General features: G+C 66.7%; 17 protein-coding genes and 1 rRNA gene. 3 read left to right on the forward strand and 15 right to left on the reverse strand.

Annotated features, from left to right (window positions below; all coding sequences use genetic code 11):
• Positions 1–126 (forward strand): 23S ribosomal RNA (locus GBZ48_RS08930); the annotation flags it as partial.
• Positions 127–277: 151 nt separating this feature from the next.
• On the opposite strand, the gene GBZ48_RS08935 is transcribed toward GBZ48_RS08930, so the two are convergent.
• The 11 genes from GBZ48_RS08935 to GBZ48_RS08985 form a co-directional block, all read right to left on the reverse strand.
• Positions 278–1,384, reverse strand: a complete 1,107-nt coding sequence (locus tag GBZ48_RS08935) for a GNAT family N-acetyltransferase (protein WP_174470722.1) — start codon at positions 1,382–1,384, stop codon at positions 278–280.
• A complete protein-coding gene (gene nadE / locus GBZ48_RS08940; protein WP_098737746.1) occupies positions 1,381–2,385 on the reverse strand; it encodes an NAD(+) synthase in 1,005 nt (334 codons plus the stop codon). Before nadE ends, GBZ48_RS08935 begins: the two co-directional genes overlap by 4 nt.
• A 55-nt stretch (positions 2,386–2,440) precedes the next feature.
• The gene (gene asnB / locus GBZ48_RS08945) at positions 2,441–4,480 is read right to left on the reverse strand and encodes an asparagine synthase (glutamine-hydrolyzing) (RefSeq protein WP_174470723.1); all 2,040 of its coding nucleotides are present in this window, start codon (positions 4,478–4,480) and stop codon (positions 2,441–2,443) included.
• Positions 4,481–4,566: 86 nt separating this feature from the next.
• On the reverse strand, positions 4,567–6,153 hold the full coding sequence (locus GBZ48_RS08950; protein WP_174470724.1) for a class I adenylate-forming enzyme family protein: 1,587 nt from the start codon (positions 6,151–6,153) through the stop codon (positions 4,567–4,569).
• Positions 6,154–6,209: 56 nt separating this feature from the next.
• Complete coding sequence (locus tag GBZ48_RS08955) at positions 6,210–6,503, reverse strand: phosphopantetheine-binding protein (protein WP_098737743.1); 294 nt, start codon at positions 6,501–6,503, stop codon at positions 6,210–6,212.
• 342 nt (positions 6,504–6,845) lie between these two features.
• The gene (locus GBZ48_RS08960; RefSeq protein ID WP_174470725.1) at positions 6,846–7,778 is read right to left on the reverse strand and encodes a polysaccharide deacetylase family protein; all 933 of its coding nucleotides are present in this window, start codon (positions 7,776–7,778) and stop codon (positions 6,846–6,848) included.
• Between the two features lie 114 nt (positions 7,779–7,892).
• Positions 7,893–9,062, reverse strand: a complete 1,170-nt coding sequence (locus GBZ48_RS08965) for a glycosyltransferase family 4 protein (RefSeq protein WP_246307085.1) — start codon at positions 9,060–9,062, stop codon at positions 7,893–7,895.
• A gap of 375 nt (positions 9,063–9,437) precedes the next feature.
• The gene (locus tag GBZ48_RS08970) at positions 9,438–10,640 is read right to left on the reverse strand and encodes a glycosyltransferase family 4 protein (protein WP_174470726.1); all 1,203 of its coding nucleotides are present in this window, start codon (positions 10,638–10,640) and stop codon (positions 9,438–9,440) included.
• A 23-nt stretch (positions 10,641–10,663) separates the two neighbouring features.
• Positions 10,664–11,647 carry a glycosyltransferase family 2 protein gene (locus tag GBZ48_RS08975; protein ID WP_109050495.1) on the reverse strand — a complete coding sequence of 328 codons (984 nt, stop codon included), beginning with the start codon at positions 11,645–11,647 and terminating at the stop codon, positions 10,664–10,666.
• A 67-nt stretch (positions 11,648–11,714) separates the two neighbouring features.
• Positions 11,715–13,058, reverse strand: a complete 1,344-nt coding sequence (locus GBZ48_RS08980) for an O-antigen ligase family protein (protein ID WP_246307086.1) — start codon at positions 13,056–13,058, stop codon at positions 11,715–11,717.
• Positions 13,059–13,308: 250 nt separating this feature from the next.
• Positions 13,309–14,760, reverse strand: coding sequence for an exopolysaccharide biosynthesis polyprenyl glycosylphosphotransferase (locus GBZ48_RS08985; protein WP_098737738.1), 1,452 nt, complete (start codon positions 14,758–14,760; stop codon positions 13,309–13,311).
• Between the two features lie 852 nt (positions 14,761–15,612).
• On the opposite strand from GBZ48_RS08985, the gene GBZ48_RS08990 reads away from it, so the two are divergent.
• Entirely contained in the window at positions 15,613–17,091 is a 1,479-nt protein-coding gene (locus GBZ48_RS08990) for a lipopolysaccharide biosynthesis protein (protein ID WP_174470727.1), read from the forward strand.
• A 78-nt stretch (positions 17,092–17,169) separates the two neighbouring features.
• On the forward strand, positions 17,170–17,817 hold the full coding sequence (locus GBZ48_RS08995) for a serine acetyltransferase (protein WP_174470728.1): 648 nt from the start codon (positions 17,170–17,172) through the stop codon (positions 17,815–17,817).
• Positions 17,818–17,918: 101 nt separating this feature from the next.
• On the opposite strand, the gene GBZ48_RS09000 is transcribed toward GBZ48_RS08995, so the two are convergent.
• The 4 genes from GBZ48_RS09000 to GBZ48_RS09015 form a co-directional block, all read right to left on the reverse strand.
• Positions 17,919–20,456, reverse strand: a complete 2,538-nt coding sequence (locus GBZ48_RS09000) for a cellulase family glycosylhydrolase (RefSeq protein WP_174470729.1) — start codon at positions 20,454–20,456, stop codon at positions 17,919–17,921.
• Positions 20,457–20,678: 222 nt separating this feature from the next.
• The gene (locus GBZ48_RS09005; RefSeq protein WP_174470730.1) at positions 20,679–21,644 is read right to left on the reverse strand and encodes a methyltransferase domain-containing protein; all 966 of its coding nucleotides are present in this window, start codon (positions 21,642–21,644) and stop codon (positions 20,679–20,681) included.
• 156 nt (positions 21,645–21,800) lie between these two features.
• Positions 21,801–23,096 carry an endo-1,4-beta-xylanase gene (locus tag GBZ48_RS09010; RefSeq protein WP_174470731.1) on the reverse strand — a complete coding sequence of 432 codons (1,296 nt, stop codon included), beginning with the start codon at positions 23,094–23,096 and terminating at the stop codon, positions 21,801–21,803.
• A gap of 150 nt (positions 23,097–23,246) precedes the next feature.
• Positions 23,247–25,589, reverse strand: coding sequence for a Wzz/FepE/Etk N-terminal domain-containing protein (locus GBZ48_RS09015; protein ID WP_174470732.1), 2,343 nt, complete (start codon positions 25,587–25,589; stop codon positions 23,247–23,249).
• Positions 25,590–25,591 lie beyond the last annotated feature (2 nt).

Below are 25,591 nucleotides of genomic sequence, written 5' to 3' on the forward strand. Positions count from 1 at the left end.
GGAAACCCACCTCTAAACCAGAGCTCCCTTGAGAGCCGTGACAGACCATCACGTCGATAGGAGGCATGTGGACGGGCGGCAACGCCTGAAGCTAAGCCTTACTAATCGCTCGATCGGCTTGATCTCTCACCGGGCGCCATGCACAGCGGCAAGCCGCTTCATGGACGATCTGAAGACGCATCCCGTCACTTGAAACTCGATTTTATCGCGATCAGCGAAAAGGCCGCCTCCCTTGTGGGAAGGCGGCCTTTTCGCGTTTGGAATTCGGGCTCTTCGTTTACTCACCCAACCCCTTGAAGCCCATGTCGCTGTCGGCAATTGTGACGAACCAGTTCTTCGGATCGCCCACCGTGCCGGCCAGCTCCGGCTGGTCGAGAGCGGGCCGTACCATCATGCGGGTCGGCGTGCGCAGGCCGTTCTTCAGACAGAGGAAGCCCATCATCGACAGCGGCCGCGCCGCCTGGGCGTTCAGCGTCCGGCACATCAGCGCAACCATACCCTCCCGGCGCGCCAGTTCGGTCATCAGCGAGAAGGCCGCCATCAGCCAGCCCGGCCGGGCCAGATAATCGCAGACCACGCCGACCGGTTCACCCTTCCAGTGGTCGACCCGCAGCACGACATAGGCCAGAACGGTCTCGCCGCGCATGACGTAGAAGCGGCGGAAGCGGTCGGCCTGCGGGGACAGGTCGAAGCGCCAGTTCAGGAAGGCCCAGTCACGCCGGGCGATCACCGAATGCTGCGGCGACGCCGCCTCCCAAAGGTCGTCGACACGGTAGTCGAATCGATCGATCTCCACCAGCCGGGCGCCGAGCAGCTTGGCCGAGAGTCCGTAGCCCATCGAGGCCGACGCCAGCGCCGGCTTGCCCACCCTGGCGACCAGCTTGGCCAGCCCGCCGCCATAAGGGCTGACGCGCAGGCAGCGCAGCGGATCGATCACCCGCAGATATGTGGGCACGTTGCCGAGGTCGAGCCAGCCGCCACGCTTGTAGGATTTATAGGCGGCCTCCGTCATTGACAGCGACACGGAAAGGTCGCTGGCTGCGGAATGGGTCTCCGACAGCGCAGGGCCGACGCCACGCAGGCGCCATTCCGGTGCGACCATCAGGTCGATCGCCCAGGAGGCCCGGCGGTTGCGCTCGCCCACCTTGAGGGCGAAGGGAATACCGCCCTGCTGGCCGACCACCGCCCCGTTGCGCTTGCACAGCCAGAGCTGCGGTCCCTCATGCTCCCGCTCCGGCGGCTCTTCGAACAACCAGTGGAAATGGTCAGGGCACAGCTGGATTGCTTCGGCCCCGAAATGCGCGCGCTGGAATGCCTCCAGGGAGGCGTGGTCGCCCGGTTCGTACCGGGCGACGCCACGTTGCTTCCAGTCGATGACGCTCATGCCTCATCCCCGACGGACACCGGCTGCACCAGATGGGCATCGCGCAGGATGCGGGCGGAGGTGCGGCGCTTGGCGGTGATGTCCTTGTAGACGCGGTGGACCTGCTGGACGGTCAGGTTCAGCGCCTCTGCGGCTTCCTCCTCGCTGGCGCCGCGACCATAGGCGCAGAGCGCCAGATCCAGCTTGTCGTAGGGCAGGGCGTAGTAGAATTCCTCCTGCGACTGCGGCAGCGTGTAGGTGTCGGTGCTGGGCGATTGCGCCTGGATTTCCGCCGGCAGGCCGAGATAGGCGGCCATCTGGTAGACCTGCGACTTGTAGAGATGGGCGATCGGCTTGAGATCGGCCAGACCGTCGCCGCCGCGCACAAAGAAGCCCAGCTCATATTCCAACCGGTTCGGCGTGCCGAGCACGGCGTAGTTCAGGCGGTCGGCATGGGTGTATTCGACCGTCTTGCGCATGCGCTGCTTCAGGTTGGTGGCGGCGACGACGTCGAGATAGACGTCCACCGGCATGCGGCTGGTCTGGCGCTCGCCGTCCGGCGATTCGACGGTCAGGGTGAAGTAGTTGACGCGGTCGGCGTCCAGCAGGTTGCCGGCCAAGCCGATCTTCTGCTTCCAGCCCGGACCGAATTCCGGGAACAGCCGGCGGATGGCGTTGTCGCGCCGTTCGTAGCAACCGAGCGCCTCCAGCGGGCCGGTGATGTTCTCCATCACCGGGGTGACGCCGAGATGCTCGCAGAGCAGGGTGCCGAGGCGGGTGCTCTTCGGCGAGTTTTCCTTTTCCGGCATCAGGATGCACAGCACGCGCTCCGGACCGAGGGCGCGGACGGCGAGCGTGGCGCAGACCGAGCTGTCGATGCCGCCGGAGACGCCGAGGACGATGCCCTGGCGGCGCAGATCATGGGCGACGATGCGTTGGATGGCGTCTTCGATCTCGCGAGCCGCGGCCGCGCAATCCAGATCGAGGGCCTTGGAGTCGAACGAGGTGAGGGCGTTCAGCATGGTCACGGTTCCCAATGGGGGTTGATGCATCGTCTGTCAAAAAAGGGCGCGGCGATCAGGCCGCGGTGGGCTGAGGTGCGGCGATCCGGGTGTCGTCGCCCAGATCCTCCAGCACGTGAATTTCGGCGCGGTCCAGGGTGGCCCGCTGGTCGCGGATGCTCTGGGGCAGTTCGTCCTGGACGTAGTGGGCAAGCATCTGCAGGGTCAGCGTACCGACCAGCGCCATCTCCTCCCGCTCGCCGGCCATGCGGCCGTTCTGGCGATGGGCCTTGTCGGCCAGGGCCGAGACGGCCGCGGCGTCGGTAAGGCCGTAGCGGGCGAGGGCTTCCGGCGACAGCAGGTCGCGGACATAGTCCGGGGCGCCGTCGCCGAACAGGGCCGTGGTCATCGGCGCCCGGTAGGGCCGCTTCGGCCGCTGGAAGATCTCGGCCGGCAGATGGCGGGCGGCCAACCGGCGCAGCGCCAGCTTGTCGCGCAGGCCCAGCATCTTCACCCGGTCCGGCAGGGCGGCGCACAGGTCGTCCACCGCCGGATCGAGGAAGGGGTAGCGGACTTCGATGCTGTTCGCCATGGCGACGCGGTCGCCCTGGGCCGACAGCAGGTAGGGGGTCATGAAGGTGGCGATCTCCGCCCACTGGCTGCGTGCCAGCGGCGACCAGCGCGACCAGCCATCCGGCAGGTGGGCCGCCACATGCGCCTCGAAGGCGGCATCGTCGGCGGTGGCCTGGACGTCGGCGGACAGCAGGCGCTGCGACCAGGCGGTGTTCCGCCAGCGGGTGCGGTGGGCGTAGAAGGTCTCGTCCGTCTCCATCATCCCGCGCTTGAAGAAGGCCTGCCACAGCGGGCTGTCCTTCTGGCCGTTGACGGCGGCGAAGGGATGGACGCGGCCCAGCAGCTTCGGCCGCGCCTTGCTGTCGGGCTGACGCGCCCAGAAGCGGCGGACCTTGTCTTCCTTGAAGATGTCGTAGCCGGCCAGCCACTCGTCGGCACCCTCGCCGGACAGCACCACGCGGATGCCGCTCTCGCGCACCAGACGCGACAGCAGGAACAACGGGGCAGGGGCGGTGCGGACCAGCGGCGTTTCGCCATGGCGGATGACGTCGGGCAGGGCGGCCTGGATGTCCTGCGGGCTGCAGAGGATGTCGTGATGCTCGGTCCCGACATGGCCGGCGACCAGCCGCTGCTGCGGCGTCTCGTCGAAGCCGGCGTCGGTGAAGCGGACGCCGAAGCTGTGCATGTGGGTGGTGTCGAGTTTGCGGGCCAGCGCCGCGATCACCGAGCTGTCGAGCCCGCCGCTGATATAGACGCCGACCGGCACGTCGGCGCGCAGCCGCAGCCGGATGGCGTCGAGCAGCTTCTCCTCCAGCCGGTCGGCGGCATCGTCCAGCGACAGCTTGGCCAGCGACGGATCGGTCGCGAAATCGGGCTGCCAATAGCGGTCGACATGCAGCGCCAGCGCGGAGTCGACGCGGATCGCGGTGGCGGCCGGCACGCTCTCCACCCCAGCGAAGACGCTGCCGTGCGGCGCGGTGCTCCAGTGGGTGAAGACCTGGGCGAGGCGGACCGGATCGAAGGCCGGATCTACCCGGCCGCCGCCGAACAGCGACTTGGCTTCCGACGCGAACACCAGATGGTCGCCGCGGCGGGCGTAGAACAGCGGCAGGATGCCGAGCCGGTCGCGGACCAGCCACAGCTCGCGCCGCGTGGTGTCCCACAGGCAGATGGCGAACTGGCCATTCAGCTTGGCCCAGGTGGCGGGGCCGTATTCCTCGAATGCGTGGACGATCACCTCGGTGTCGGTCTGGGTGTAGAAGCAGTGGCCGCGCGCCTCCAGCTCCTGACGCAGTTCGACATGGTTGAAGATCTCGCCGTTGAAGCTGATCCACAAGGTACGGTCTTCGTTGTGGATCGGCTGGAAACCGCCGGCCAGACCGACGATGCTGAGACGCGCATGGGCAAGCCCGATCCGGTCGTCACGATAGAAACCGTAACCGTCCGGGCCGCGATGGCCCAGCATGGCGATCATGCGCTTCAGCTCGTCCAGACCGGCCGGTTCGGCACGCGATCCTGCGAGAACTCCGGCGACACCACACATGAGCGTGCTCTCTGTCCTGGGGTGGGTAGTGTTTGTGGTGGTTCTCTGTATGGGAAGCGTTCCGCTCCCGTCCTGCCCCTTCCCCGCTATGCGGGGGAGCGGACGGATGCCGCCGCCGGACATGCCGGCGTGCCGATTTCCTCCACCAGTTCCGCCCGCCGGATTTTGCCGGAGTCGGTCTTCGGCAGGCTGTCGCGGAACTCGATGAATTTCGGCACGAGGTGGCTTTCCAGCCGGCCGCGGCAATGCTGGCGGATCGCCGCTTCCGACAGGGTCGCACCGTCACGGGCGACGAGGAAGGCCTTGACCGCCAACCCGTCGGCATCGTCGGGAACGCCGATCACGCAGGCTTCCAGCACACCTTCCAGCTCGTACAGCGCGTTTTCCACTTCCTTGGGGCTGACCTTCTCGCCACGGCACTTGAAGACGTCGTCCTTGCGGCTGACGAAGTAGAGGTGCCCCTCGGCGTCCTGGGTGAACAGGTCGCCCGTGAACAGCAGGGTCTCACCCTGCGGGCCGCGGCGCAGGCGGCGGGCGGTCTCCTCCGGCCGGTTCCAATAGCCGCGCATCACATTGGCCCCTCGTACCACCAGTTCGCCGACCTGGCCGGGAGGAAGGCGGCTGCCCTCCTCGTCGGCGACGAAGGCTTCGCAGTTGGGGATGGCGCGTCCGACCGAAGCCGGCTTCAGGTCCAGTTCGGCAGGATCGAGCGTGCTGATCCGCGTGCAGCACTCGGTCATGCCGTACATTGAATGGAAGACGGCCTGGGGGAAGCGTTCGCGCAGCCGGTGGAGATGGGCGGCCGGCAGCGGGGCGGCGGCGTTGGTCAGGTAGCGAAGCGAGCCGAGATCGGCGGTCTTCACCGCTTCCAGCCCCAGCAGGGTGGAGAAGACGGTCGGGACGCCGGGCAGGCCGGTGACGCGGTGCCGCACCATCCGCTTCAGTGTTTCCATCGGGAAGGCGAAGGAGCGCTCCAGCACCAGGGTGAAGCCGACGCGGGCGCCGGTCAGTACCTGGGACAGGCCATAGCCGAAGGTCAGCGGCAGGACGCACATCACCACGTCGTCGGGGGTGTTCCCGAGATAGGTGGAGATCGCCCAGCTGGTGTTGACGTAGTTGGCGTGGGTGAGCATCACGCCCTTCGGCCGGCCGGTGGTGCCGGACGTGTACATGATGGCCGCCAGGTCCTGGTCGATCAGGCCCGGCTCGGCCGGCTGCCGGTGCTGTGCGGCCAGCGCGTCGGCATAGAGCAGGCCGGTGGCACCGTCGGGCAGGCCGGCGCCCACCCAAAGCACCGTCGGCGGCGTCTCCACCGTCTCCAGCGCCGGCAGGATCTGCCGAGCCAGAGCGGCCGGGGCAAGCAGGACCCGGATGCCGGCGTCGGCCAGCAGATAGGTCAGCTTGTCGGCCTTGGTGGAGGGGTTGACGGGCACGAACACGCCGCCGGCCTTCAGCGTGCCGAACAGGCCGGCGACATATTCGATGGAGTTCTCCAGCATCACCGCGACGCGGTCGCCGCGGGCAATCCCCGCCGACTGGAGCGCGCAGGCGACGGCGTCGCTTTCACGGTCCAGCTCGGCGAAGCTGCGGCGGGCATCCCCGGCAATCAGCGCGGTGCGGGAGGGATCCCGCTTGGCCGTCTCGCTGAGGAACTGGTGAACCAGATGGGCCATGGTGATGTCCTTCTTCGCCCGTCTTTTGGCCGCTCGCATTCCCGCTGCCCTTGGGATCAGGCGGCGTTGCGCAGTTCCTGCTTGCGGCCGACGAAGGCGGCGATGCGGTCCACCGATTCCAGGTTGTCGGCGACCATGTCGTCGTCATCCACGGCAATGCCGAAGCGCTCTTCCAGGAAGGCGACGACGTGCATGATGCCGGTGCTGTCGATGATCCCCGATTCCAACAGGGATTCGCTGTTGTCGAAGCCGGAGTCCTTGCCGAGCAGGAAATTCTCCACGATGAAGGCGCGGATTTCCGGCAGGGCGGGAGCGGTCAGGGTCGTGTCGGTCAGGGTGGCGGTCCGCATGTCTCTGAAAACTCCTGCTGGGTTCGGTCGACTTGGGTTGTCGTAAAGGGGGTGTCGTAACGGGGGTTCGGTCGGGAAGCCGGTCGGTCTGAACGGGGAGCCGGGTGTTCGGCCGGGACGCTGTTGGGAGTAGGTCCGGCTACCCCCTGTCATGTGTCCCGCTGTGTTCCGGCTCCTTGTTCTCGCATCCGCCTGATATGCAATTTTATTGTGATGCTCGCGGTGGTTTGCGAGGGCTCAAAGGATAGGAGTGGATTGAAGTCTGTGGTTAGCCACTCTGTTGTCCCGTAATAGAGCTTGTCGCGGGACGCTTGACGTTCGTCTTGGCGCCGGCGCTTGCGGTCATACGCCTGCCGACTTGGGTTTTACCATCGAACCTGTCCATTCGGGCGTTGCCCCATTGGCCGAATCGCCGGTGTTCGCGGCCTTGCGCTTGCGCAGCCAGGCCGGGATGCCGGTCAACTGGACGCTCAGCCACTCCACGGTGGCATCGTCGGACACCGGGAAGGCCTTCAACCGCAAGGGATCGCTGGAGGCGTCGTTGAAGCCGGGGTCGATGGTGCGGGCCGTGCGGTAGCCGGCACGCCGGATTTCCTCCACCTCGCGGTCGCTGAAATCGCCGTTGGGGAAGGCGAAATGGCGGCAGGACCGGCCCAGCGCCTCCTCCAGCTCGGCACGGCACAGGGCGATCTCGTCGGAGCAGCGGTCGTCGTCGCATTGCAGAAGGATCGGATGGGTGCGGGTGTGGGCGCCGTAATCGGCCACATCGGTCATCCGCGCGATCTCGTCCCAGGTCATCGCCTGCCGGTCGTCGCCATCCTTGTCGGGATCGTTGCCGGCCTCGGCCAGCAGGCGGCGGCGTTCCGGGTCGGGCACGCGCTTCAGTCGCTCCACCCCGATGCTGTCGGCGGCGGCGGTCTTCCACCAGTAGGGACGGGCGGTGCCAACGATCTGGCTGCACAGGTAGATTGTCGGACGCAGGTCGAATTCGCGGAACAAAGGCGCCAGCGCCGTGTTGTTCCGGTGCCCGTCGTCGAAGGTGATGACCAGCGGATAATCCGGCAGCTTGTCCCAGCGGCCGGTCTCCATCGCGGTGGCGACGGCATCGAGCGTGGTGAAGCCGTAATGCTTGGCGTACCAGCGCAGATGCTCGCGCAGCACCTCCGGGGCCGGATCGTGGTAGACGACGATGGTGACCGCGTTCCGCGCCTTCAGGAACCGCTGCATCGCACCGAATCCCGACCAGCGCACCAGATTGGCAATGGCGTTTTTCATGGTGCCCCTTCCTTCATGTCGATGCTCCCGGTTCGGGCCTGGGCCAAGGTCTGAGCCTGGGCTCGATCTGCCTGAACCCCTGCCTGAACCGGGAGAGGCCTGCCGCTTCTCGGGTCAGCCGGTGGTGCTCTTCGAATGGCCTGCCGGTCCGGCGGCCGGAACCGGTCCGGCGGGAACGGCGGGCGACGTGCTCAGGCTGCCGCGTGCGTTGCGGCGGTAGATCTCCAGCAGCCGTTCGCGGAACACGGCGACGTCGAACTGGCGCTCCCAACGCGCGCGGGCACCGGCGCTGAGGTTGCGGCGCAGGGTGCGGTCGTCGATCACCCGCGCCAGCGCATCGGCCAGCGCCGCCACATCGCCCGGCGGAACGAGCAGTCCGGTCTCCCCGTCGGCGATGGCGTCCGGGACGCTGCCGACCGGGGTGGCGACGATGCTCAGTCCCTCCGCCATCGCCTCCAGAACGGACATCGGCAGGCCTTCGAACATCGACGGCTGCACCAGCACATGGGCGCCGGCCAGTTCGCGCCGGCAGCCGGCCTGATCCAGCCAGCCGGTGAAGCGCACGCGGTCAGCGATGCCCAGTTCCGTCGCGAGGCTGCGGTAGGTTTCCAGATCGCCGTCCCCGGCGATGGTGACCTGCCAGTTGCGGTCGCGGCAGGTGGGGGACGCCAGCGCGTTCAGCAGGACGTCGATGCCTTTCAGCTTGATCAGCCGGCCGAGGAACAGCAGGCGGACCGGGCCGGCGAAGTCCTCTTCCGCATCGTCGCGCACCGGCGGCGATGCCGGACCCGGCACGGCGTTGTGCAGCAGGGTGGTGCGCTGGCGCGCCTCGGGCCCGAAGGCCTCGGCCACCCAGTCGCGCCAGAACTCGCCCAGCACGACGATCTCGCTGGTCATCGCCATCATGCGGCGGATCGCCCAGCGCATCACCGGACCAGCGTCCTTGAACTGCTTGGGGAAGCGACCGCCATGCAGATGCAGGATCACCGGCACACCGAAGGTGCGTGCCATCGCGATCAGGATGCCCTTGCGCAGGACACTGCCGTATTCCGCCATATGGATGTGGACGAGATCGGCCTTGCCGGCGGCAAAGCAACCGGCAAGCCGCGCGGTCGCCCGCGCGAAATAGAGGGGCATCAGGTGGAATTTGCCGGGGCCGTAGCTGTCGATCACCTCGAACTTCACGTCCGGACAATTCTGCCGGAAATCGGTCGTGAAGTTGTCGACCACACGGCCCATTCCGCCTTTCTCCTGGGTGCCGCCGGGGGAGACGATATAGATCATGTCCGCTCCTGATCCTTTCCCGGCCCGCCTTTCCTGCGTTGCGCCCCGGCTTTTACCGTATGACGTCCGTCTTTCGACGGCTGCGGCGGGCTTGTTATGTTTTCGGCCTCTGTTCCTTGCCGGCCCGACGATCAGGCCGTGACAGGTGCGTCGCGGTGCGGCCGATGGGCTGCCGCCCTTTGGAACGCGCCGCAGCCGGAGGCCGGGCGGCGTTCACGTGCAAGTTTACGCGATGCAGCATCCGCACGCTGTGGAGCGACCGAACGGGTTGGCCTGCCGGTATGGTTACCCAACCTGTGCATGTGCATCTCCCTTTCGGCTATGCCCGCATTGATTGTTTTCTAATCCGATCATCGACATTTGCGTGACCATGGCCTACCGCCGTTTGGAGGCGGTGGCGGCCGATCCGGCCAGCTTGTCCAAGTCTCCGGAAAGCTCGACGGCGCCGCGGTCCAGCTCCTGATAAATCGCCAGAAGCGATTTGGCGTAGGCGTCGATGACGAACTGTTTCAGGAACAGGCGGCGCCCGTTCTCCGCGAGCCGGCGATAGAGGTCCGGATCTTGTCCGACCTCGATGACGGCATCGGCCAGGGCGCCGGGGTCGTTCACCGGGATGATCCGGGCGGTTTCGCCGTCGGTCAGCACCTCCGGGATCGATCCCACCGGCGTGGTGATGACCGGCAACTGCGCCGACAGCGCCTCCAGGATCACCATGGGCAGCCCTTCATGGGTCGAGGGCAGCAGCAGCATGTCGTGCGACCGGATGTGCGCATGCGCTTCCTCCCGGCCGATCCAGCCCAGGAATCGGCATTCCTCCGCGACCCCCAGTTCGGCGGCCATGGCGCGGTAGCCGTCGACATCGCCGCCGCCGCCGATGGTCACCCGGAAGGGTTGGCCGCGCTCCTTCAGCAGCGCACAGGCGCGCAGCAGCGTGCCGATGCCCTTGCGCTCGGAGAGGTTGGCGAGCACCAGCAGGGACAGGACGGCGCCCGGCTCCGGCGGTTTCGGCGTGCCGAGGTCAGCGCCGACATCCGGCACGGCGTTGTAGAGCACCCGGATCTTGCGGGGATCGGTGCGGACCGACTGGACCAGGAAGTCGCGCCAGTTGTCGCCCAGCACCACCACCCGGCCGCAGCGGTTGAACAGCCAGCGGCTGATGCCGCGGGCGAACATGCCGCCTTCGAAGAACTCGACGAAGGAGGCGCCGTGCAGGTGGACGACGGTCGGGCAGGACATCAGCCCCGACACCAGCTGGACCGCCGCCTTGCGCAGGAAGCTCGCACGCTCCGACACGTTGATGTGCACGACGGAGGCCCGGCGGCGGGCCAGGATCCAGCCCAGTTTTGCCAGGGTTACGCCGAGATATAAAGGTGACAGCAGAACGCTACCGGTACCGCGGGTATCGAGGATGATGGAGCGGGTCGTGCCCGACCTGTCGAACTGGTCGACCACATAGCCCGTCATGCGGCCGATGCCGCCACCGCCGTCGAGTGCGCCCGGCGTCGCGAACACGACGACGGTCCGGGTGGGCGCATCCGGTTGGCCGGTGGGGGTGCGGATGTCGTTGGTGCTGTCCATGGGCGTCGGGGTCCTTTTCGTGCTCAGGCAGCGTCGGACGCGGAGAACAAGGCCTGCCGCAGGCGGCGGCGCAGGCCGACCGGCATCAGCGAATGCATGGTGAAGGTGGCGAGAGCCATCGGCGTCGGCTGGCCATCGCGCAGCGCCGAATTCAGGATCCGCCAGCGCGTGCCGGCGGTGCGGGCCGCCTGCTCGCCGCCGGTCGCCTGCAACAGCAGGCTGGCATAGGCGCGCGGCGACAGGTGGTCGCGCATCGACTCGGCCCATTCCAGCGCCTGGTTGATGTTGTGGCAGGTCGACAGGGTGACGCGGTTGTTTTCCTCGGTGTAATGGACGGCCATCACGTCGGGGATGTGGATCAGCGCCACCCCGTCGATCCGACCGCAGGTGATCAGCCATTCCCAGTCGTCGAAGCGGGATTTGGGGACCGGGTTGCGCAGCAGCAGCGCCTTGGGTGCCAGCAGCGTGGTGGTCGGGGCGAAGGTCTCGCCCTTGAACAGGCCGCGGCGGACGAACAGGTAGTCGCCGATGGCGTCGGCCGGGGTGGCGAGACGCCGGGGCCAGGCGAAGGTGCCGCGGGCGGTCACCACCTGGCAGCGGCAGCTGACGATGGGGAAGCGGATGCCGGCCGGGCGGCCCGCCATCTGCAACTCCACCTTCTCCGGCATCCAATGGTCGTCGTCGTCAAGGAAGGCGATCCAGTCGCCCCGTGCGGCGCGCACGCCGATATTGCGGGCTTCAGCGGCGCCGTGGTTCGTCTCAAGTTCCATCACGGTCAGCCGCGGATCGGCCAGTGTCGCCAGATGCGAGGCCGTGGCCGGATCCGGCCCGTCGATCACCACGATGACGTCAAGGTCGCGATAGGTCTGGTCGAGCGCGCTGCGCACCGCCCGCATCACCATGTCCGGGCGGTTGCGGGTGGGGATCACGACCGTAACCTGATTGTTGGTCGCCTGTTCGCTGTTTGCCGGGCGGTTGCTGCTTGCCGGCTCGTTCTTCGGGCTCATGGGTCTGCCTTCGGTCGAAGGGAAATGGGAATGGTGGCAGAGGAGAAAGGACTGGAGCGCCCTGCCGCTACTGCCTGGAGAGCGGGCCGGGATAGGGGCCGGCATAGGCGGTCCGCCCGGCGTAAGCGGGGGACGGGACGCCGGCGGCGTTCCGGCGCAGTCGGTGCTCTTCGGCCGCCCGGTCGTTCAGCAGACGCTGCCAGCGGCTCTGCTGGATCAGTCGGACGACGGCTATGGTGGCGATCACCCAGTTCATCGAATGGCGTTCGGCGAACACGCTCTCGGACACCGAAACCGCCAGCAGGGCGCAGCCGACGGCGAAGGCCCAGGCGGCCTCGGGCCGGCTGTTGCCGTAGCGGGCGGCGAAGAAGCCCTGGAACAGCATGCGGCCCAGCACCGCCACCACCAGCGCGACACCGACGAGGCCGAGGTCGAGCGTCAGCTCCAGCCAGCCGCTGTGGGCCGAGGTGATGCCCCAGTCGCGGGTGAAGCTGGAGCCCGGTCCGTTGAAGCCGGACCAGTAGGCGGCATAGCCGTAGCCCTGGAGCGGCCGCTCGCTGACCGAGTGGACGATGTGTTCCCACAGCACGGTGCGGCCGGTCAAAGTCGGATCACGGCCCAGCGCGTAGAGCACGTCGTACCAGAAGGTGGCGCCGGCGGTGACCATGATCACCAGCAGGGCCAGCAGCAGCGCCATGGTGGGCGCGAAGTTGCGGATGCTGCCGCGCAGCATGGTGGTCGACAGCAGAGCAACCGACACCAGGACCGAGGTCACAAGGCCGGTGCCGGATCGGCTCATCACGATCAACAGCATCGCCAGCAGGATCAGCGGCCGGGTGAGCCAGCGGCCCATTTCCTTCTGCCAGTCCAGCCAGACCAGCGCCAGAACCAGCCAGACCATCATGCGGCCGGTCACGTTCTTCTGGAAGAACACGCCCTTCCAGGCGCCGACATGCTGCGCGCTGTCCAGACCGATGGTCGGCATCGCGAAGATCATGAAGAAGGAGACGAACATCAGGAACGACAGCCCGACCACCAGCAGCCGCATGATCTCCGGGAAGCGGAAGCGCAAAGCGAGCCAGATGCCGAACACCGTCGTGAACATGAAGGCGATCGACCGGCGCAGTGTGATGTCCGGGAACAGCGACCACAGCGCGGTCAGGAAGGCGAAGGCGATCATGGCCGTCAGCGCCGGGCTGGCGAAGGGTATCTGGAAGGCGATGGCCGGCCGCAGTGCGATGGCAGCCAGCACCAGAACATAAAGGCCGCCATACAGGATGGTGACGCCGGCCGATTCCAGATCGCCCGCCAGCGGGTCGCCGCCGGTCAGCATCAGCGGAAGCACCGAGCCTCCGAAGGCGATGATGCCGATGACGGCGATGGTTTTTTCCAGAAAATCCAGGATTTTCATCGGCTTTCCCTTAGGCTGCCGTACCGTGTTCGGCTGTGCAGCACTGAAGATGCGGATGCCACCCCTCATCTCGTAGCCGGGCGGTGGCATTAGACCGAAGGAGGCTGGGCCCGAAAGGGGTAGCCGCTTTCGCGTCACCCCCTCCCTTTGCCGCCCGAAAAAGGGAATGGACCCTAAGGATTCCAATAAAAAGACCCCCGCGCGGGTGGCGCGGGGGTCCGGCTGGCATCCGGTTCGGGGAGAGGGCCGGTTACGACCCGTCGCCCTTCAGGACCATCACGGCGGTCTTGCAGAGGATGAAGAAGTCGAACAGCAGGCCGCAGTTACGGACATAGAAGACGTCCATCGCGACACGCTCCTGGAAGGTGGTGCGGTGGCGCCCCGACACCTGCCAGTAGCCGGTCAGGCCCGGACGGACGGTGCCGATCACCGCGGCGGAGTCACCTACCTCCGGCAGTTCCTTCGGCATGTAGGCGCGCGGGCCGATCAGGCTCATGTCGCCCATCAGGATGTTCCACAGCTGCGGCAGCTCGTCGAGCGAGGTCTTGCGCAGGAAGCGGCCGAGCGGGGTGATGCGCGGGTCGACCGTCAGCTTGTGGTAGGTCATGTACTCTTCGCGGGCGACCGGGTCGTTCGCCAGCAGATGCTGCAGCTGCTCTTCCGCATCGACATGCATGGAGCGGAACTTCAGCAGGTCGAAGGTCTGCTTGCCGCCGGCCCAGCGCTTCTGGCGGAACATGACCGGGCCGGGGCTGTCCAGCCGGATGGCGACGGCGAGACCCAGCATCAGCGGCGCCACCAGGACCAGCAGGATCGCCGACAGGACGATGTCCATGGCGCGGCGGATGCGCAGGTAGCCGGTCGGCGGACGGACGCTGACGCGCAGGGCCAGCGAACCGTGCAGGTTGTGGTACGTCGCGTCGACGGCGCTGACGTTGCCTTCGCCCAGCACGCAGTAGACTTGACGGAAGGGCAGGGTGCGGACCAGGCCGGTCAGGTCGTTGCCGTGCCGGCCCATGTCGGCGACGATGGCGGCACTTGCCTGGCCGGCGACGGCGGGCGACTTCGCCAGCAGCTCCACCGGACCCATCACCGGCAGGCCGGCGACGCGGGTCTGCCACAGGCTGTCGTCGTCATCGACGAAGCCGACCGGCCGCATGCCGAGCCAGGGAAGGCGCTGCAGCTTCTCGGCGATGGCGGCACCCTGCGGGCCAGCGCCGACGATCATCACCGGCGTGCGCCAGTCCAGCGCGCTGGACAGCAGACCCTGGATCAGCAGCAGGTCGGCGACGTAGGTGACCGCGAAGCCCAGCAGCGCGATCGACAGCGCTTCCACGAAGAAGGAGCGGAAGCCTTCCATCACGATGAACGGCACCGCCAGCACGGCGCAGCACAGAAATGCCGCCTGAAAAGTCCGTCTCGTGCGTTCCATGTAGTCGAAGCGTCCGAGCGTATAGATGCCGAACACCGACTTCACCAGAGGCACCAGCATCAGACCGGTCACCAGCGACCGCTGCCAGGCTGCGGCTTCCATCGGCTCGGTCAGCGCATCGGCACCGAGGAAATGGTTGAGCGTCCACCCCACCAGGGCGAGGACCAATCCATCCGAGAGTGCAAGCAGCAGCCCGGGGGCGATCGTGGGGATCGTCGCCTTTTTCGCCGAGGTCAGATCGATGACCACTTCTGGGTCCAGTTTGCTCATCGCAGGTCCCGTGGTTGAAGGGAATGCCAGCCACCGCACGGCCATTCGTGCGGATGGTCGCTCGTCATCAGCGTCTCTTGGGATTCGGCCGGTCTTTACTTTGCTGCACCCCCGCATCGGCAGAGGCGCATTTATGTAAAGAACACTCTTTCATGATTTTGGTGGGCCGATCCGCTGTTCGTTGAGGACGAATTAGGATGAGGAAGCTCGGCCAGCAACAGTGCATACGGACGTTGATTTCGCGTCCGCGATACCACCGGTGTTTCGAAGGGTGCGGGGGGCCGAATATTAATGGGGATACTTTCGGATGCGGTCCCCAGCGGGGATAGCGTTTCGGGTTAACGGCAAGGTGGTGCCGCACCCCCGGCGGCACCTGCGATCCCCGCAATTTTTGGGTATATGCTGCGGAAACCTCCCCCGACCGGGCGAAAAGCGGCAGCGCGAACGGGGACGATCGCCGAACTTGCGGGGTGGGGCCGCCACCCGGATCGACCGAAGGGAGCGTCTGAGCAATTCCGAGCGGGGGCGTGGCGCGAACGCACCCTTGCCTGTTGCGGGGCGCAAGAGGCAGCGTGCGAACTCGCCGGAAAGCATACTCGGAACGTCCAGGATCTCTGACCGAAGCCGTGCTGACTAGCACCGAAGAGTGTTCCGGTCTCTTCAAGGCCGAATTGACGCTGTCCCGACCTCCGCCAAGATTTGGCGCGTTCTTTTTCCTTATCTGCGCCCGTGCGGCACGCCCTTCAGAACTGGTCCATGCGACATGGATCCATGCGACAGGGCGGACCCGATGCTCTCCCCAGCAGGCGAGACCGGAAGAAGAAGCGGATTACAGGGGGCGAAGGAAACCGGATGGCTGTCGAAGCTGGTACGATCATCAAACATGGCTGGATGTTCATGGTGGCGAACGTGGTCAACCGCGCTGCGGGACTGCTTCTGCTGCCGCTCTATGCGAAGGTCCTGTCACCGGCGGAGTTCGGCGTCTATGCCCTGATCAGCGTCGTCGGCGACATCGTTGCGGTCATGCTGATGATCGGCATGATCAACGCCTTCACCGTCGTCTATTTCGAACATCCCGACGACCGCAGCCGGTCCCGCGTGGTCAGCACCACGATGATCGGTCTGTGGGCCGCCTCGCTGGCTCTGCTGGCGGTGGCCCTGCCGGCCGGCTGGGGCGCCAGCGATCTGCTGTTCGGCGGCACCGACCAGGGGCCGATCATCGCCTTCGCCTTTGCCGGCATCGCCTTCAGCGCCGTGTTCGAACTGGCGCTCGCCTATTACCGGGTCCACAAGCGGTCGGGCACCTGCCTGCTGATCTCGGTCGGCAAGGCGGTGGGGCTGATCGGCCTCAACCTCAGCTTCCTGCTGGTGATGGATCTGGGTGTGACCGGCATCTTCCTGGCCAACGCCATCACCTTCGTCGGGCTGGGCATCGCGCTGACGGTGGCGATCCTGGCGGCGAACGGCGTCGGCTTCTCCTTCGGCATCCTGAAGCGGGTGACGGTGCTGGGCCTGCCCTTCATGCCTCAGACCATGCTGGACATGGGCAACCAGTTCGCCATGCGCTATCTGGTCAACCTGCTGATGGGCGTCGCGGCGGTCGGCGTGCTGTCCTTCGGCCTGCGGCTTGCCACCATGCTCTACATGTTCCTGACCGCCTCCTTCCTGCAGATCTGGTCGGTCAGCCGGATCGAGGCGCAGGATAGCACGGCCGGGCGCGACCAGTCGGAATTCGTCTTCTACCTGTTCGTCGTGCTGCTGTCGGCGGCGGCGCTCGGCATGGCGCTGACCGCGCCGGAGGTGCTGTGGCTGATCGCGTCTGCCGAGTACGAGACGGTTCTGCCCTGCATGCCGCTGCTTGTGCTGGCCTATGTCGTCCACGGCGTGCGCATGCATGCCGAGGTCGGGCTGGTGAAGACCAAGAAGGTCGGCGTCCTGCCGGCGATCTCGCTGGGCGGCCTGGCGATCGGCACGCTGATCATGGCGGTGACGCTGGGGCCGCTCGGCCTGATGGGCGGCGCCATCGGCGTTCTGGGCCGCGAACTGGTGATGCTGGTTGCCACGGAAGTATTGTGCCGCCGTCTCAGCCCGAACGAGCCGCCGCTCAGCACCCTGCGGGTGACGGGCATCCTGGCACCGGCCGCCATCGCCTATCTGGTCGGCCTCGCCCTGTTCGGGTTCGAGGTGAACCCGACCTTCGCCGCCGCCAAGGTCGGGCTGACCATGCTGTTCGCCGTCGCCGCCCTGTTCGGGCCGAGTTTCGGCAAGGCCGACCGCGCCATGCTGTTCCGCATGACGGCCCGATTTCGTCGCCGGCCGCAGACGGCTTGAGAGTCGGCCTGAGAGCCGTTCTGACGGCCAGCCCGACAGCCGGCGTGACAATGCTTGATCGGAGAGGATGACACCGCGATGCAGGACGCTCCGCACTACACATTTCGGCAGACGGTTGCGGCGGACGCCACCCGTTACGGCGGGGGCTCCGGCCTCGGGGCGGTGCTGAAGCTGCTGGCGGGCAACCGGATGTTCCGGGTGACCTTCACCCTGCGCAGCTGTCAGGCGCTGAACCGGATGGGCGGCCCGCTGCGCAAGCCGCTGCTCGCCGCCTGCCGGCTGCTGCATCGCTGGACCCAACACTCCGCCGCCATGGATCTCCCCTGGGAAACCCAGGTCGGACCGGGACTGCGCATCCTGCACGGCTGGGGACTGGTGGTGAACGCCAGTGCCCGGATCGGTGCCAACGTCACCCTGTTCCACGGCGTGACCCTGGGCCAGAAGGACGATCTCCTTCCCACCGGCCGCGTCACCCATTACCCGGAGTTGGGCGACGGCGTCTGGGTCGGACCGCACGCGGTGGTGATCGGCGTCAGCATCGGCGACGAGTGCATCGTCGCCGCCTCCTCCGTCGTCACCAAGCCGATGCCGCGCCGTAGCGTGGTCGCCGGCAACCCCGGCAAGGCGGTGGCCGAGGTCACCATCCCCGACATCCCGCATCCGGCGCCGGTCGGTGGCGTGTCGGCCATGATGCCCGGCACCGCCACCTCGCCGGTTCCAGGCTGATTCCGTCAGGTCCAGCCCCGGAAGCCGGAAAAAGGGTCCGGCAGCATTACTGTCGGACCCTTTTTCGTCAAGTACTTACCCGGTCAGACGAACCGTACAGGTCAGGCGGCGTGCGCCAGGCTGGTGTCGGTCGTGTGCAGGTCGTGATAGGTGTCGAAGGTGACACCGAACACGTCATGGCTGGCAAGCTGCTGCGTCGTCGCCAGTTCGGCGGTGGTCGCGGTGGGCGTATCGTTGGCGGCGCTCATCGTGTGGGCCAGCAGGTCAGCCGAGCTGAGCGAAGCGGCGGCGGCCTTGGCGGCCGAAGCATCGACGATCGTGCCGGTGCCGGTGGCGTCGGCGATGGTCGCGGCGGTGGCGTTGGAGATCTTCAGGCCGAAGGTCTCATTGCCTTCCGTCACGCTGTCGCTCAGCACCTTGACCGTCACGGTCTTGCTGGTTTCGCCGGCGGCGAAGGTCAGCTTGCCGCTGGTGGCGGTGTAGTCGGAGCCGGCCTTGGCGGTGCCATCCACCGTGGAGTAATCCACCGTGACCGCGCTGCTGGAGGCCGCCGACAGCTTGACCGTGAAGGTGGCGTTGGCCGTGTTGGCGGTGGTGGTCGGGGTATCGAACACCGCGCCTTCCATGGCGCCCTTCACGATGGCGGCCTTGGTCGGGTTGATGGTCTTGTAGTCGTCCATCAGAATGCCGCCGACGTCACCCGATTCCGGCGTCCAGGCCCAGAAGGTCCAGCTCATCCCCTTGTCGCCGGCCGCGATGTCGCTCTTGCCGTCCAGGTTCCAGTCGCCGTTCAGGTACTTGGCCATGGTCTTGGCCCAGGTCTGCTCGGCGGAGCTGGTGAACTGGCCGCCCCATTCGCCCAGCATGATCGGCGCGGTGTCGTTCTTGTACAGGTACCCCCACATCTTGTCGTACTGGGCCGGCAGGTTGTTGGGGTAGTTCGGGTCGTTCAGCCAGCTGAACTGCCCGACGCTCTGGCCGTAGGCGTGCGGCGAGTAGACCAGCTTGTTGGGGGTGTCGAAGTGGATCGGGCGCGACTGCGCACCGGCCAGCGTGCTGCTCCATTCGGTGCCTTCGACGAACAACAGCCAGTCCTTGTTCACCGTCTGGATGGCGTTGCCGATGCGCTCGGCAGCCGACGCCCAGTCGGTGGCGGCGCTGCCGCCCCAGGTGGCGCTGACGCTCGGCTCGTTGTGCAGGTCGGCGCCGATGACGGTCTCGTTGCCGGCATAATGCTGGGCCAGCATCTTCCAGTTGTTGATCACCGTCGATTCCGGGTGCTTGTCGGTGTACCACAGCCCGTGTTCGTTGGTGCCGGCGCCGCCGTCGTTGCGGTGGTGGTCGAGGATCACCTTCATGCCGAGCTTGCCGGCGTAGTCGATGACCTTGTCATAGACCTGCAGGCGGGTCAGGCCGGCCAGATCCGGGTTCTTCGAATAGTCGATGCCGTTGGTCACGGCGGTGCTGTCGAACATCTCGTCCGACATGGTCATGCGGATGGTGTTGAAGCCGACCGACTTCATCTTCTCCAGGTGGCCCTGGTAGCTGTCGGCCCACAGGCCGGCGGGCACGTAGTTGTAGCCCTCGCCGCCGAACCAGTTCACGCCGGTCAGGCGGACGGTGTTGCCGGCCTCGTCGACGATCTGGTTGCCCTGGGTGTGCAGGAAGCCCTGGATGCCGCCGGCGGTCTTGGTGCCGGTCGGCTCCGTCACCGTCACGTCGCTGACCGACAGGCTCGGCTGGGTCGGCGTGGTGGGGTTGGACGGGTTGGTCGGGGTGGTGGTGCTGCCGGCGAACCAGGACTTGTCGGCCTTCACCTCCATGGTGCCGTTCCACCACATGGCCTGCTGGCCGGCGACGACGTCCTTGCCGTCCAGGGCGCCCTTGTCGATCGACACGATGCTGTCGGTCGGGTTCACGGCGTGGCCGCCGATGGTGATCTTGTTGACGTACAGGTTGCGGTCGACACCGTTGACCACAGCGTCGTTGTCGTACTGGATCTGGACTTTGTGGGCGACGTCGGCGCTGACATCCGCTTTGAAGGTGAAGTCCTTGGCGGCGGTGCCGGCCGTGCCTTCACCGATCGTCTTGCCGTCGACCAGAACCTTGAAGTGGGCGTTCACGCCGCCGGCCGCATTGCCGTATGCATTCACGACGATCGGCGTGCCGCCGGTGGTCGGGGTCGTCGGCGTGGTCGGCGTCGTGGGGGTGGTCGGAGTGGTCGGGGTCCCGGTGGAGCTGGCGAACATGTCCTTGGACATGTTGAAATCGAGCGAGCCGCTCCAGGACAGCATTTCGCGGCCGGACAGCGTGCCCTGACCTTCAGCGGCGTAGGAGACCGTCGAGCTGTTGGAAGCGATGGTCTTGCCGTTGACTTCGATCGACTTGACGATCAGGTCGCGGTACATGCCGGCCTTGTCGGTCGACAGCCAGTCGTTGTCATAAACGATCTGGACCTTGTGCGCGGCGTCGGGGGCCACCTTGGTGGTGAAGCTGTACCGGCCGGCGCTGGTGGAATTGACCGTCGCCTGGCCGACGGCAACGCCATCGACGAGGAACTTGAAATGCGGCCAGACTCCTCCGGCAGTCACACCCGAGGCATTGACGACGAAGGTCGTATCGACGGGGCTGGTTGCCATTGGAAGTATCCTCTTTTCCGTGAATTTCGCTGAAACCCAATCTGGCCGGAAAAGGTTAACGAGGTATTTCAAATTTTAGCGAAATGCGGCTCTAATGCCACTATCACTTGTGAAAAGAAAGAGACACGAAAAACCCCTTTGTCGATGCATTGCAGCAACAAAGGGGTTCGGTCTGTCTGTAAGTCTTTGATTTAGCGCTTTTTCGTAGCGCTCAAATGGGCATCACTTGGGCTTATGGGCCACCACGAACACCTCGGGCCGGAACAGATAGAGCTGACCAGCCCTTCCGAGCTTGCGATTAAGGGTTAACGGCAGCCGTCCCAAAAATGCCTCAACCAGCTTCGCATAGCCAAGATAGGCGCGGCTGGCGAAGTGCAGGTTCATCCGGCGGCGCACCGCCATCGGCAGGATGTAGACGGCTTCCACGCGGCCGAAGCCGGCCTGACGCAGCATGGCTTCCGTCTCGCCCCAGCCATATTCGCGCAGGTGCATGCAGATCGGCTCGTTCAGGCCGAACACCTCCGACAGGTCTGCCGGACCGGCGTATTTGTGCGGCATGCTGAGGACGTACTTGCCGCCCGGCTTCAGGATGGTGCGGACATTCTCCATGTGGGTGAGCACGTCTTCCGGATGCATGTGCTCCACGACATGGGTGGAGATCACGCTGTCATAACGGTCGGCCGCCTCGAAACGGGCGAGGTGGATGCCGTCGCTGTTCTTCCAGGTGACGTTGGAATCCTGCTCGATCCAGGTCGCACCGCGCTCGCGCGTCACCTCGGTGGCGACGCAGCGGTAGCCGTGGCGGGCGAGGTAGCGCAGAAGCCGGGCCTTGCCCGATCCCACCTCGTAGACGTCCTGCGGCCCGCCCAGCAGAGTCAGAAAATGGCGGAAGTCGAGGTCGTCGTTGCGGGTGTGCGCATCGTCCTCCGCCTCGTTCAGCCACGGACAGCTGGTGTAGAGCGTCGTATAGGCCTGCTCGAACACGTCCCAGCGCTCGTCCGGCTTGCTGTCCAGCAGTTCGCGGGCGAGCCGCCGCTCCAGGTCCCAGTGGCGCTGCACCATCTCGGCCGTCAGCGGGTAGGTGGGCGAGAGGTGGAACTTCCGCCGGTAGCGCTCGACGAGCGCGTCGTCCGCCGTGCGATCGGCGGGCAGGCGATCCATCGGCAATGTGTCGGCTGTGTTCTGCACGATCGACCTCTCCATCAGATGGGTACAGGACGCATTCAGGGACTCTAATCGGGAGCGGCACCGGACGCGCGCGCGCGAACGAGAAAGTGCGCGGGCCTATCGCAGGGGGTGGACGGCACCAACGGCTTACCCCCGCGGTACGTCACACGCGGGCTGTCAGCCCGACCGCGCCTTGCCGGTGCGTGCCTTCTCCCGCAGCGTCTCCACCACCGCCGTGTAGAGCGGCAGCGGCCGGGAGTCCTCGTCATAGGGGGAGGGGTGGGCACCCAGGTCCGGATGCTCCCGCGCGATGAAATTCAGGTCGGAGCGCAGGTGCCACCAGCACAGCTCCTCCACACGTGCATTGTCCAGCATGTCGGCCAGATACTGCCGGGCCAGCTGGGCCATCGCCCGGTCCTTTTCCGCACGCGACCAGGAGCGGGGCAGGCGGGTCTCGTCCACGTCCATCTCCGTCAGATGGACGGACAGGCCCAGCTTGTCGACCGCACGCAGGAATTTGCGCATGCCGGCGCTGTCATAGGGCTTGCCGCCGATCAGGTGGCTTTGCAGCCCGATGCCTTGGATCGGCACGCCGCGCTTCACCGCCCCGGTCAGCCAGTCGAGCAGATAGGCGCGCTTGCGCTGCTGCCAGCCCTCGTCGATCTCGATGCCGAACTCGTTCAGCACCAGCTTCGCCTTGGGGAAGGCCTTGTGCACATGGTGGAAGAAGGGATCGAGCCATTCCGGCCCCTTCTCCGCCCCGCCGGCCGCCACCCACCACATGCCGCGGCGGAAGCCGTAGCGGTCCTGTTCCTTCGGGTGGCTCTCCACCGTCTCCCAGAAGAAGACCTCGTTGGCCACGTCGATGCGGTAGAAAACGTCGCCGTAGCGCTGCCGCACCGCCTCCACCACGCCGGTGAAGCGGGGCCAGACATTGTCCGCGCTCAGCGTGCCGTCCGGCGAGAAATAGGCGCTTTCCGAGATGCCCAGTTCCGCCTGCCTGCCGGCGGGAAGCTTCATGTAGGGCGGCATGCCCATATGCTGCCAGATGATGGTGTGCCAGTTGGGCGTGGCGCCGATGCTGCGCGCCAGTTCGACCGCGGCGTCGAAGCGGCGCCAGTCGTAATTGCCCTCGGTGTGCTGGAAGACGCCCCATTTACCGCCATTCTCCGGGGTGACGACGTCGCATTCGCGCGCCATCAGCCGGTCGAGCATCGGGTCTTCCGGATCGATGAAATGGTCGCGCGCGGCACCATGGCGGATGCCCAGCGCACGGCAGGCCTCGCGCAGCGTCACCGCCGGCTCCGCCGCCTGCGGCTGGGTGGCGGCGGCTTCCGCCGATGTCGGGCCGCTGGCGCCGCGGCAACTCGCCAGCACCGCGCCGGCGGCGGCGGTCCACAGCAGGTCGCGCCGTGTCGGGTGCCATTGGTTCGCCCGCCACTTGGGGAAACCGGGCTTCGGACTCTCGATCATGAGGAGGGGCTCTCTTCCTGTCGCAGGGGCCGGTTGCAAAGGGAGGTACCGGTTCCGGTCATGGAGAGGCCCCTCCCTCCGGGCGCCGCAGCGTCCGGAAGGAAAGGGCCTCTGCGTCGAAGGAGCTTCAGGTCACCCCGGCTTCCCGCGTTACGGGGCGGTCCGCAGGGTGGTGTCGCCGTAGTACTTCCGGGTCGCCATGTAGCTGTTGTAGGGACCCTGGTACCCGCGCGACGCCGCCTTCTTCAGGTTCACGTCGGTCATCACGGCCACGAACTTGCTGTGGTCGATCGGACCGAGGTCGGCGACCGCCTGCAGGTCGCTGGCCGTGGTGTGGCCCCAGCGGCTGACGAACAGCACCTTGGAGGCGGCGCCGCAGACGATGCGGGCATCCGACACGGCCAGTGCCGGGGCGGTGTCGAACACCACCAGATCGAAGTGCGGCGACAGGCCGGCCATCAGGTGGATCAGGCCATCGACGTTGAAGCGGTCCAGCGTCTCCGGCATCAGACGGCCGGCGGGGATCATCGCATAGGGCGCATCCTCGCTGGTGTGGACGATCTCGTCCAGGGTGGCGGTGCCGGAAACCCAGTCCGACAGGCCCTTCTTGGCCGACAGGTTGAACAGGCCGTCGATGCGCGACCGGCGGAAGTCGGTGTCGACCACCACCACGCGGCGGCCGGCCTGGGCCGCGACCTGGGCGACGGCGAGGCTCATCGAGGTCTTGCCGTCCTGCGGGCGGGCCGAGGTGACGGCGATGGAGCCGACCGGACCCAGATCCGACAGGTGGTTGCGGAACAGGGCGCGCATCGATTCAGAGAACAGCGAGAACGGATGGTTCTGGAAGATCTGGTCGAGACGGCCGCGGGTGCCGCGGGTGGAGTGGTGCGGGACGATGTGGACCGTGCCCACGCCCAGGATGCGGCGGACGGTTTCCGGGGTGCGGATGCGGCGCTGGAACAGCTCGATGCCGAAGACGATGAAGATGGCGACGGCGAGCGAGGCGACGAAGCCGGCCAGCAGCATCAGGATGCGGAACGGACCCGATGGCTCATGCGGAACCTGCGGCGCCGAGACCAGCTTGACGGCGGTCGGGAAGGCGCGGTTGTCCTGCTGGGCCTGCACTTCTTCCAGACGGCCGAGCAGGCTGTCGAGCAGCTGGCGCTTGGCCTGGGCCTCGGCCTCCAGCGTGCGCAGCGGCACCGCTTCCTCGGCCATGGTCTGATAGCCGGTTTCCAGCTTGGCGATCATCGCCTTCAGGGCGTTTTCCTGCTCGATGGCGACGTTGGCCGCCTCGCGGACGCCGCCGATCTCGTGGCGGACTTCCTGCTGCAGCGAGGAGTTCGCTTCGTTCAGGCGGGCCTGGAGTTCCTGGATGCGCGGGTGCTTCGGACCGTACTGGCGCGACAGCTGGGCCAGCTCGGTGGAGATCGAGGCGACGGTGGCGCGCAGCTGGGCGACAACGGGCGAGGCGAGGCTGCCGCCGTTGCCGGCGCTGCGTTCCAGCGTCTGGGCCTGGGCGACGGCGCGGGCGCGGTTGGCGGTGGCTTCGGCCAGACGCAGGCGGGCCTGCTCAAGCTCGGTGGTGGCCATCAGGCCGTTGGTGCCGTTCTTGACCAGACCGGCCTTGAAGCGGACGGCGTCGACCTTGGTGTCGGCGGCGGCGACTTCCTTGCGCAGGGTGGCGATGCGGTCTTCCAGCCAAGCGACGGCGCTGGTGGACAGGTCGCGGTCCATCTGCTGGCGGGTTTCCATGTATCGGCGGACGACGGTGTCGACCACCTTCTGGGCGATCTCAGGGTCGCCGGCGGTGTAGCGGACCTGGATCACGCGCGACCGGCCGACGACGCCGACCTCGAGGTTGCGGCGGACGCGGTCGAGCACGCCGTCGATGCTGTCGGCGGCACGGGTCTCGCGCAGGTGGGTGTCCTTGGTCATATTGTCGCCATGGGCCAGGACGGCCTGGACGACGCCCGGCAGTTCCGGACCGAACACGGCATGGGCCTGCTCGCGCGTCCAGGCGGTGGCGCGCTCGACGAAGGGCTTCGTCTCGTCGGCCTGGACCGGCGGGTTGTATTCCTGGTTGGTCGCCAGCTTCAGGTCGGTGACGGCCTGGGACAGCACGGCGGTCGACTTCAGGATTTCGATCTCGCTGAGGATCGCGCCGTCTTCCGGCGTGATCGAGTTCAGCGCCTGGTCTTCCGCGCGGACGACGCGGACCTGCCGGTTGTCGACCAGCAGAAGGGCTTCGGAGGTGTACTTGTCCTTCATCAGCGAGACGGCGAAGGCTGACAGGGCGGTCAGCGCCAGCACGATGAGGATGATCAGCGTCTTGTGCGCCGCCAGCACCCGCAGGATGAAGCGGAAGTCGGGGCCCATCGCCGGAGCGGGGCCGTCGAACTCACGCGGCACATGGTGGCCGACCTGGGTGGGCCACGCCGGAGCCGGCGGGCCGCCGTGGCCTCCGTTGTTGATCTGGGGAAGGTTTTCCACGT

Origin of the sequence: Azospirillum melinis (assembly GCF_013340935.1) — a bacterium.
Taxonomy (GTDB): Bacteria; Pseudomonadota; Alphaproteobacteria; order Azospirillales; family Azospirillaceae; genus Azospirillum; species Azospirillum melinis.

What these genes read in the sequence shown, in the direction of transcription:
- GBZ48_RS08935 (WP_174470722.1), bottom strand. Translation starts at nt 1,384, where the DNA reads ATGAGCGTCATCGACTGGAAGCAACGTGGCGTCGCCCGGTACGAACCG.
- nadE (WP_098737746.1), bottom strand. Translation starts at nt 2,385, where the DNA reads ATGCTGAACGCCCTCACCTCGTTCGACTCCAAGGCCCTCGATCTGGAT.
- asnB (WP_174470723.1), bottom strand. Translation starts at nt 4,480, where the DNA reads ATGTGTGGTGTCGCCGGAGTTCTCGCAGGATCGCGTGCCGAACCGGCC.
- GBZ48_RS08950 (WP_174470724.1), bottom strand. Translation starts at nt 6,153, where the DNA reads ATGGCCCATCTGGTTCACCAGTTCCTCAGCGAGACGGCCAAGCGGGAT.
- GBZ48_RS08955 (WP_098737743.1), bottom strand. Translation starts at nt 6,503, where the DNA reads ATGCGGACCGCCACCCTGACCGACACGACCCTGACCGCTCCCGCCCTG.
- GBZ48_RS08960 (WP_174470725.1), bottom strand. Translation starts at nt 7,778, where the DNA reads ATGAAAAACGCCATTGCCAATCTGGTGCGCTGGTCGGGATTCGGTGCG.
- GBZ48_RS08965 (WP_246307085.1), bottom strand. Translation starts at nt 9,062, where the DNA reads ATGATCTATATCGTCTCCCCCGGCGGCACCCAGGAGAAAGGCGGAATG.
- GBZ48_RS08970 (WP_174470726.1), bottom strand. Translation starts at nt 10,640, where the DNA reads ATGGACAGCACCAACGACATCCGCACCCCCACCGGCCAACCGGATGCG.
- GBZ48_RS08975 (WP_109050495.1), bottom strand. Translation starts at nt 11,647, where the DNA reads ATGAGCCCGAAGAACGAGCCGGCAAGCAGCAACCGCCCGGCAAACAGC.
- GBZ48_RS08980 (WP_246307086.1), bottom strand. Translation starts at nt 13,058, where the DNA reads ATGAAAATCCTGGATTTTCTGGAAAAAACCATCGCCGTCATCGGCATC.
- GBZ48_RS08985 (WP_098737738.1), bottom strand. Translation starts at nt 14,760, where the DNA reads ATGAGCAAACTGGACCCAGAAGTGGTCATCGATCTGACCTCGGCGAAA.
- GBZ48_RS08990 (WP_174470727.1), top strand. Translation starts at nt 15,613, where the DNA reads ATGGCTGTCGAAGCTGGTACGATCATCAAACATGGCTGGATGTTCATG.
- GBZ48_RS08995 (WP_174470728.1), top strand. Translation starts at nt 17,170, where the DNA reads ATGCAGGACGCTCCGCACTACACATTTCGGCAGACGGTTGCGGCGGAC.
- GBZ48_RS09000 (WP_174470729.1), bottom strand. Translation starts at nt 20,456, where the DNA reads ATGGCAACCAGCCCCGTCGATACGACCTTCGTCGTCAATGCCTCGGGT.
- GBZ48_RS09010 (WP_174470731.1), bottom strand. Translation starts at nt 23,096, where the DNA reads ATGATCGAGAGTCCGAAGCCCGGTTTCCCCAAGTGGCGGGCGAACCAA.